At 75.2% G+C, this 8,092-nt stretch carries 3 protein-coding genes and 1 pseudogene; all 4 read right to left on the bottom strand.

Annotated elements, in window-relative coordinates:
* Nucleotides 1-1,702: pseudogene (locus tag HPT28_RS04305) on the bottom strand (hypothetical protein); the annotation flags it as partial.
* Nucleotides 1,703-1,805: 103 nt separating this feature from the next.
* A complete protein-coding gene (locus tag HPT28_RS04300) occupies nucleotides 1,806-2,681 on the bottom strand; it encodes a hypothetical protein (RefSeq protein WP_308119067.1) in 876 nt (291 codons plus the stop codon).
* Between the two features lie 119 nt (nucleotides 2,682-2,800).
* Entirely contained in the window at nucleotides 2,801-4,333 is a 1,533-nt protein-coding gene (locus tag HPT28_RS04295; protein WP_308119066.1) for a hypothetical protein, read from the bottom strand.
* Between the two features lie 108 nt (nucleotides 4,334-4,441).
* Nucleotides 4,442-8,053 carry a hydantoinase B/oxoprolinase family protein gene (locus HPT28_RS04290; protein ID WP_219089351.1) on the bottom strand — a complete coding sequence of 1,204 codons (3,612 nt, stop codon included), beginning with the start codon at nucleotides 8,051-8,053 and terminating at the stop codon, nucleotides 4,442-4,444.
* Nucleotides 8,054-8,092 lie beyond the last annotated feature (39 nt).

The raw sequence follows: 8,092 nt of genomic DNA, 5'->3' as shown, positions 1-8,092 counted from the left end.
CGGCGGCGGTCTCGCGGTCCCGCTCGGCCGCGGCGCGCGCCGCCTCGCGGGCGGCGTCCCAGGCCGCGGTGGCCTCACGTTCGGCGTCTCCGGCGGCCAGGGCGGCGCGGGCGGGATCGGTGTCGGGGCCGGCGTCGGGCAGCCAGCCGGCACGCAGCGCCTCTGCGGTCTCGCGCTCGACCTCGGCCAGCCGTTCGCGCAGGTGCTCGCTCTCGCTGCGCGCCCGCTGGGCGGCGGTCGCGGCGTCGGTGGCCTCGCGGTGCGCGTCCTCCGCCTCCGCTTGGAGGGCGGCGGAGCGTTCCTCGCCGGTGGCCGCCTGCTCCTCGGCGTCCGCCGCGGCGGCGTGCAGGGCCCGCACCAGGGCATGGGCGGCCCTGGCCCGGGCGGCGAGGGCGGGCGCGGCGTCCCGTTCGGCGTCCTGGATGGCGGCGGCGGCCCGGGCGGCGCGGTCGGCGGCGGCCCGGTGCCGGAGCACGGTCTCGGCGGCCTGCCAGGCGGCGTGCAGGGTGCGGGCCTCGGTCAGTTCGCGGCGCTGTTGGGCGGCGGTCTTCTCTGCGGCGGCCAGGGCCAGCGAGGCGTGCCGGTAGGCGAGTTCGGCGGCGACGTCGGCGGCCCGGGTGCGCTCGGACTGCGCCGCGGAGACGGCGCGCGCGGCCTGGGCCGTGCGCTCGGCCAGCTCCGCCGCGTCACCGCGCTCGCGGACGGCGCGGGCGGTCAGCCGGGCGGCCAGGGTGCGGGTGCGACGTTCGGCTCCGGCGTGCACGGCCCGGCTGCGGTCCCGCTGCGCGGCGGCTTCGGCGATGCGGTGCAGCAGGTCGAGCGAGCCGGCGGTGAAGTCGCGTTCGGCGGTCAGCTCGGCGCGGCGGCCCAGCTTGTGGGCGAACCCGTGCACCAGGTCGGCCAGGCCGTCGGTGTCACGTGTGTCGGTGACGGCGCGCAGCAGCAGATCGGTGAAGTCGGCGTCGTTCTTGACGGAGAACAGCCCCGCGGCCTCGCCCTCGTCGGCGTTCATCTCGCGCTGGTAGCGGAACAGCTCCGGGTCGAGGCCGAGGGCGCCGAGGTGCTCCTTCCAGCGGTCGTGGATCTCCTCCCAGACGACGTCCAGGTTCGGGTAGGCCTTGCCCGTCTCGGTGAGGACGTCGCGGAAGCCCTTCATCGTGCGGCGGCGCCCCCGGGCCCCGGAGCTGCCCTCGGCCGGGCGCAGGGCCGTGGCCTCGGCCACCGGCAGGGAGTCGAGCGTCATGCCCGGGCCGGGGCGGAAGGAGTACCAGGCCTCGGCGAACTTGCGGGGGTCGCTGGAGACCTGGCGGCCCCGCCACTCACTGGCCTTTCCGACGACGATGCTCTCCCCGGTGCGGGTGTGCTGCCACTCCAGGGCGACGTGCCCGGTGTCCTCGGCGAGGAGGAACTTGCGCAGCACGCCGGAGCTGGCGCCTCCCAGGGTGTTGCGGTGGCCGGGCAGCATGACGGAGAAGATCAGCTTCAGCAGGACGGACTTGCCGCCGCCGTTCTCCAGGAAGAGCACGCCCGCGGGGGCCGGGCGCCGGGGCGGGCCGATGGGCTCGTCCTCGAAGAAGTCCGCCTGGGCGGGGGCCGGGTCGGGGACCGGCTCGCCGACTCCGCGCAGGTCCAGCACGGTGTCGGCGTAGCGCGCACCGGCCGGGCCGATGGAGTAGAGGCGGATGCGGGACAGCTCGTACATGGCGGGGCGGACTCTCGTTGCGGACGCGGGCGGTGGGCGGGCCCGGCGATGCGGACGGTGGGCGGACGGTGGGCGGGTCGGTGCCGGAAGGGGACGAGGCGGGTCAGGTGTGGAACGGCAGCCCGGCGCCGTCGGCCAGCTCGGCCTCGGCCTCGTCCACCGGGGGCAGCAGCGTGGCCGTTCCGTCGCTGACGGGGACGATGCCCAGCTCCAGCAGCTCTGTGAGCGCCGCCGTTCCGGCCATGTCGCGGACCTGGAGCTGGTAGCGGGCCGTGGTGCGGAAGGTGCCGCCCGCCTCGTCGCCGGTGCGCTGGAGGAAGCCGGAATCGACGAGGAAGGCGACGGCCTTGCCGACGATGCCGGTGGTGGAACCGGCCAGTCGGCGGGCGTCCTTGGTGGCGCCGGTGGCGCTGCGCCGGGCGTAGACGCGCCAGGCGGCCTCCAGGCCCGGGGTGTCGGTGGCGGGGTCGGTGTTCTCGCCCTGCTCCTCGGCCCGTTCCTCCAGCCGACGGCAGGCCTGGCGGACGAACGCGTCCACGCCGTTGACGGTGACGCGGCCGATGTAGCCGTCGTCCGCCAGGTCCTCGGGGCGGGGGAAGGCCAGGGCGGCGACGGCGAGGTGGGCCAGGCCGTGCAGGAAGCGGTCCGTGGCGTCGGTGCCGGCCCGGCGCGCGTAGTCGCCCATGCGCACCGCGAAGACGGAGTCCTCGGCGGCGGTGACGGCCATCCCGGCGCGGGTGGACACCTCCAGCACGACCAGGCCGAGCCCGGCGGCGACGGCGTCGGTGAGCCGGGCGAAGGCCGGGTCGTCCCGGTGGCGGCGCAGGAGCTCGGCGTAGTCGGCGTCGCGGGCGGGGAGCAGCTTGGGCTGGAGCCCGAACGCGACCAGGCGGGCGGCGTCCGCGGCGTCGGCCGGGGTGAGCGCGCTCGGCGCCTCCTCGGGCGTGCGCGGTGCGGGCTCGGTGCCGGGGTCGGTCACGGCGGTGGCTCCTTGCGGGTGGTGCGGTGCGGTGGTTCCCGCGGGGTGCGGTGGCGGCGTGTGCCCGGGGTCGGTGTGCCCGGGGGTGCTGGGGCCGTGCGTACTGTGCCCGGGGGTGGTCACGGTGCCGCCTCGCTGCGCGCCGCGGCCATGGAGGCGGCGTCCAGCAGGGCGGTGCCGACGATGAGGTCGGCGCCGCCGAACTCGGCGTCCGCCAGCTCGGTGCCGTCGTCGACGGCGAACAGGAGCTGGTGCTCACCCTGGCGGTAGGCGGTGCCGACGGGCGGGCTCGCAGCGTGGACGGCGAGGAGGGCGACGAGGTAGGGCAGCTCCGGGTCGCGGCGCCGGGCGTCGGCGAGGAGGCCGGAGAGGCGGCGCGGGGCGTCGGGCGGAAGCCGCAGCAGCTCGTGGGCCGCGGCGAACTGCTCCTCACTGAACCTGCTGTCGTCGGGCGTGGCCACGAGCTCCGGCTCCGGCAGCTCGGCCCCGAGGTGTTCGCGGGCGGCGGGCGGGGTGAGCAGCAGTTCGGTGAGGTCGCCGAGGCGGACGGCGCCGGGGGTGCGCAGCCCGGCCCCGGCGGCGAAGAAGGCGTCGGTGACGCGCCCGGCACGCTCCAGGGGCTCGGCCAGCAGCGGGGCGAGGAGCTGTCCGTAGAGGTCGAGCCCGGTGCGGGCGGCGGGCGGGGCGAAGGCCTGGCGGTCCTGTTCGGCACGGAACAGCGGACCGGCCTCCAGCAGGCGTGACTGAAGCTGGGTGTGGCGCCGGATGCAGTCCTTGACGATGTCGACGAGCTCGGCGGCGCGCAGCTTGTGGTCCGGGTGCTTGTCCTGGCCGGTGTCGCTCGTCTCGTCACGTGCCCGGCGGATGTTGGTGAGGATGGCGTTCTCGTGCCGGTAGCGGTCCGCGACGTGGTCGAGGGCCTCGGCGATGAGGTCGGGCACGGTGTGCAGCCAGTCGACCGCGCGGACGTTGCGCCGGGTGGCCTCCAGGGTGCGGCGCAGCGTCTCCGCGTACTGCACGGTGCGGTAGCGGGCCTGCTCGGCGGCGAGCTGCGCGTCGGCCAGCCGGCCGCGGCTGACCAGCACCTCCAGCTTGACCTCGGCGGCGATCTGGGCGCTGGTGACGTCCGTGTCGAGGGCGCCGACCAGGACGTTGACCGCCTCGTCCGTGGTGCGCAGGTAGACCCGGCCGCCGGGGCCCGGCACCTCCTCGACGAGCTTGAAGTCGTAGTCCCTGCGCACGTAGCTGCCGTCGGGCGCGAAGGTGCCGTACACGGCGCGGAAGCCGCGGTCGACGCTGCCGACGTTGATCAGGTTCTCCAGGACCCAGCGGGCGACCCGCTCGTGCTCGGCCGCGGGGCGCTCCGGGGCCTGCGCTGCGACGCGGGGCAGCAGCCGGGCGACGACGTCGTCGTGCTCGGCGCCGGTGTCGAAGTCCATCTGGAGGGTGACGACGTCGATGGCGGCCAGCGCCACCTCGGCCATGGCGTAGGTGCCGTACTCCCCCGCGAGGTTGACCTTGCGCGTGTCCAGGTCGTGCAGCGGTGCGGTGCAGGCCAGGGCGCGCAGCCGACGGGCCAGGCCCTCGTCGGCCGCCGGGCCGGGCGCCGGGCGCGGGGCGCCGGCGGTGGAAGCGGATACGGCGGAACTCACGTCGCACAAGCCTAGGCGCTGGCGCCGACAGCTCGTGCCACGTGGGGTTCTCCTGCCCGGGCCCGGCCCCGGCCGGGATTCCGGACCTCCTCCCGGCGGCCGCGTGGGCTACGGCCGGGCCTCCTGCCCGTAACCGCCGCCGCCCGGTGTCTCGACGACGAGGACGTCCCCGACCCCGGCCTCGGCCGCCGCGACGCCGGGCAGTTCCGTGACGGTGCCGTCCGTCCGCTCCAGGGCGTTGCGCCCGAGCGCGCCGGGGGCGCCGCCGGCCATGCCGTAGGGCGGTACCCGGCGGTGCCCGGTCAGCAGGGCGAGCGTCATCGGCTCCAGGAACCGCAGCCTGCGCACGACGCCGTCCCCGCCGGGCCAGCGTCCGGTGCCGCCGCTGCCGGTGCGGACGCGGAACTCCTCGACCCGCACCGGGTAGCGCCACTCCAGGACCTCGGGGTCGGTGAGCCGCGAGTTGGTCATGTGCGTCTGCACGGCGTGGGCGCCGGGGAAGCCGTCGCCGCCGCCGGAGCCGCTCGCGACCGTCTCGTAGTACTGGACGCGGTCGTTGCCGAAGGTGACGTTGTTCATCGTGCCCGAGCCCTCCGCCTGCACGCCGAGGGCGGCGTAGAGGGCGCCGGTGACGGCCTGGGAGGTCTCCACGTTGCCCGCGACGGTGGCGGCGGGGTAGGAGGGGGCGAGCATCGAGCCCTCGGGGATGCGCACGGTGAGGGGCTTCAGGCAGCCGCTGTTGAGCGGGATGTCGTCGGCGACCAGGGTGCGGAAGACGTACAGGACCGCGGCCATGACGACGGAGCTGGGCGCGTTGAAGTTGTCCTCACGCTGCGGCGAGGTGCCGGTGAAGTCCAGTTCTGCGCTGCGGGCCCGGTGGTCGACGCGGACGCGGACGGCGATCACGGCACCGCCGTCGGTCTCGTAGCGGTACTCGCCGTCCCGCAGCCCGGTGATGATGCGGCGCACCGACTCCTCGGCGTTGGCCTGGACGTGCCCCATGTAGGCCCGGACGACGTCGAGTCCGAAATGGCCGATCATGGCGCGGATCTCGCTGATGCCCTTCTCGTTGGCGGCGATCTGGGCGCGCAGGTCGGCGAGGTTGGCGTCGGGGTTGCGGGAGGGGTGGGGACCGGCGGTCAGGAGGGCCCGGGTCTCGTTCTCCCGCAGGAGGCCGTCCCGGACGAGCAGCCAGTTGTCGAAGAGCACGCCCTCGTCGTGCACGGAGCGGCTGAAGGCGGGCATGGAGCCGGGGGTCAGGCCGCCGATCTCGGCGTGGTGGCCTCGGGAGGCGACGAGGAACAGCAGCTCCGGCTCGCCGGGGTGCTCGTCGAAGACGGGGGTGACGACGGTGACGTCGGGGAGGTGGGTGCCGCCGTGGTAGGGGTCGTTGATGGCGTAGACGTCGCCGGGGCGCATGGTGCCCGTGTTACGGCGCAGCACCTCCTTGATGGACTCCCCCATCGAGCCGAGGTGCACGGGGATGTGGGGGGCGTTGGCGATCAGGTTGCCCTCGGCGTCGAACAGCGCGCAGGAGAAGTCGAGCCGCTCCTTGATGTTGACGGAGTGCGCCGTGTTCTCCAGCCGGAGGCCCATCTGTTCGGCGACGGCCATGAACTGGTTGTTGAACACCTCCAGCTTCACCGGGTCGACCTCGGTGCCGACGGCTGCCCGGCGCGGCCGTGCGGTGGCCCGGGTGACGACGAGGTGGCCCAGCGCGCCCGCCGTCGCCTGCCAGCCGTCGTCGACGACGGTGGTGGCGTCCGGCTCGGCGACGATGGCCGGGCCGCGCACGGTCTCGCCCGGGCGCAGGTCGGCCCGGTGGTACAGCGCGGTCTCCCGCCAGCGTCCGGCGCCGTAGGTCCGCACGTGCGCGGCGGGCGGGGGCCCGCCGGGGCGCGGTTCGCGGTCGTCGCGGTGCGGGGTGTGGGCTCCGGCGGCGGCGGTGGCCTCGACGACGGCCGTGGCGGCGACGAGCGGCTTGTCCATGGTGAACCCGTAGCGGGCCCGGTGGGCGTCCTCGAACTCGGCGCGCATGGCGGCGATGGTGCCGAGCGTGACCGGCAGGGCGGCGTCAGTGCCCTCGTAGCGCAGGTCGACACGGGCGTGGGTGGCGATCTCGGCCGCGGCGAACCCGTCGGCGACGAGTTCGCCGCTGGTCTGTTCGGCCAGCGCCGCGCACGTCTCGCGCAGGGCGGGCAGGGTGTCCTCGCCGAGTTCGGTCTCCACGGACTGCTCGCGCAGTGCGGTGGCGTCGGCCACGCCGATGCCGTAGGCGGAGAGGACGCCGGCGAGCGGCGGGACGAGGACGGTGTCGACGCCCAGCGCGTCCGCGACGGCGCAGGCGTGCTGACCCCCGGCGCCGCCGAACGCGGCGAGGGCATAGCGGGTGACGTCGTGGCCGCGCTGCACGGAGATCTTCTTCACCGCGTTCGCCATGTTCAGCACGGCGATCTCCAGGAAGCCGGCGGCGACCTCCTCCGGACCGCGCCGGTCGCCGGTGACCTCGGCGATCTCCTCGGCGAGGGCGGCGAAGCGGCGGCGCACCTCTTCGGTGTCCAGCGGCTGGTCGCCGTCGCGCCCGAAGACGTGCGGGAACTGCTCGGCCTGGATGCGGCCGAGCATGACGTTGGCGTCGGTGACCGTGAGGGGGCCGCCGCGGCGGTAGGCGACGGGCCCGGGAACGGCTCCGGCGGAGTCGGGGCCGACGCGGTAGCGGGCGCCGTCGAAGTGCAGGACGGAGCCACCGCCCGCGGCGACGGTGTGGATGTCCATCATCGGAGCGCGCATCCGCACTCCGGCGACCTCGGTGTCGAAGGTGCGTTCCAGCTCGCCGGCGTAGTGGGAGACGTCGGTGGAGGTGCCGCCCATGTCGAAGCCGATGGCCCGCTCGTGGCCGGCCTCGGCGCAGCTGCGGGCCATGCCGACGACGCCGCCGGCGGGCCCGGACAGGACGGCGTCCTTACCGCGGAAGTGTCCCGCCTCCCGCAGCCCGCCGCCGGACTGCATGAACATGAGGTTCACCCCGCTCAGTTCCCCCGCGACCTGCTCGACGTAGCGGCGCAGGACCGGTGAGAGGTAGGCGTCGACGACGGTGGTGTCGCCGCGCGGGACGAGCTTGATGAGGGGGCTGACCTCGTGGGAGCAGCTGATCTGGGTGAAGCCGGCCTCGGCCGCGATCCGGGCGATCCGGCGTTCGTGCCCGGGGTGGCGGTAGCCGTGCAGGAGGACGACGGCGGCCGAGCGGAAGCCGTCGGCGTAGGCGGCGCGCAGCAGCTCCGCGGTGGCCTCGTCGTCGAGCGCGGTGACCTGTTCTCCATGGGCTCCGAGGCGTTCGGGAACCTCCACGACGCGGTCGTAGAGCGCCTCCGGCAACACGATGTGCCGGTCGAAGAGGCGCGGCCGGTTCTGGTAGGCGATGCGCAGGGCGTCGCGGAAGCCCGCGGTGGTGACGAGGAGGGTGGGCTCGCCCCGGCGCTCCAGCAGCGCGTTGGTGGCGACCGTGGTGCCCATCTTCACGGCGGCGACGCGCTCGGCGGGCACCGGCTGACCGGGGGTGAGGCCGAGCATGCGGCGGATGCCGGCCACGGCGGCGTCCCGGTACCGCTCGGGTGCGTGGGACAGCAGTTTCTCGGTGACGAGTCGCCCGTCGGGGCGCTTGCCGACGACATCGGTGAAGGTGCCGCCCCGGTCGATCCAGAACTCCCAGCGTCCGCTCATCGGGCCATCGTGCCAGGGCTCCGGATACGACGGGGCGGC

Source organism: Streptomyces sp. JJ38 (assembly GCF_019303475.1).
GTDB lineage: Bacteria > Actinomycetota > Actinomycetes > Streptomycetales > Streptomycetaceae > Streptomyces.
The sequence above is the reverse complement of the archived record's forward strand: the minus strand, read 5'-3'. Positions and strand labels throughout refer to the sequence as shown.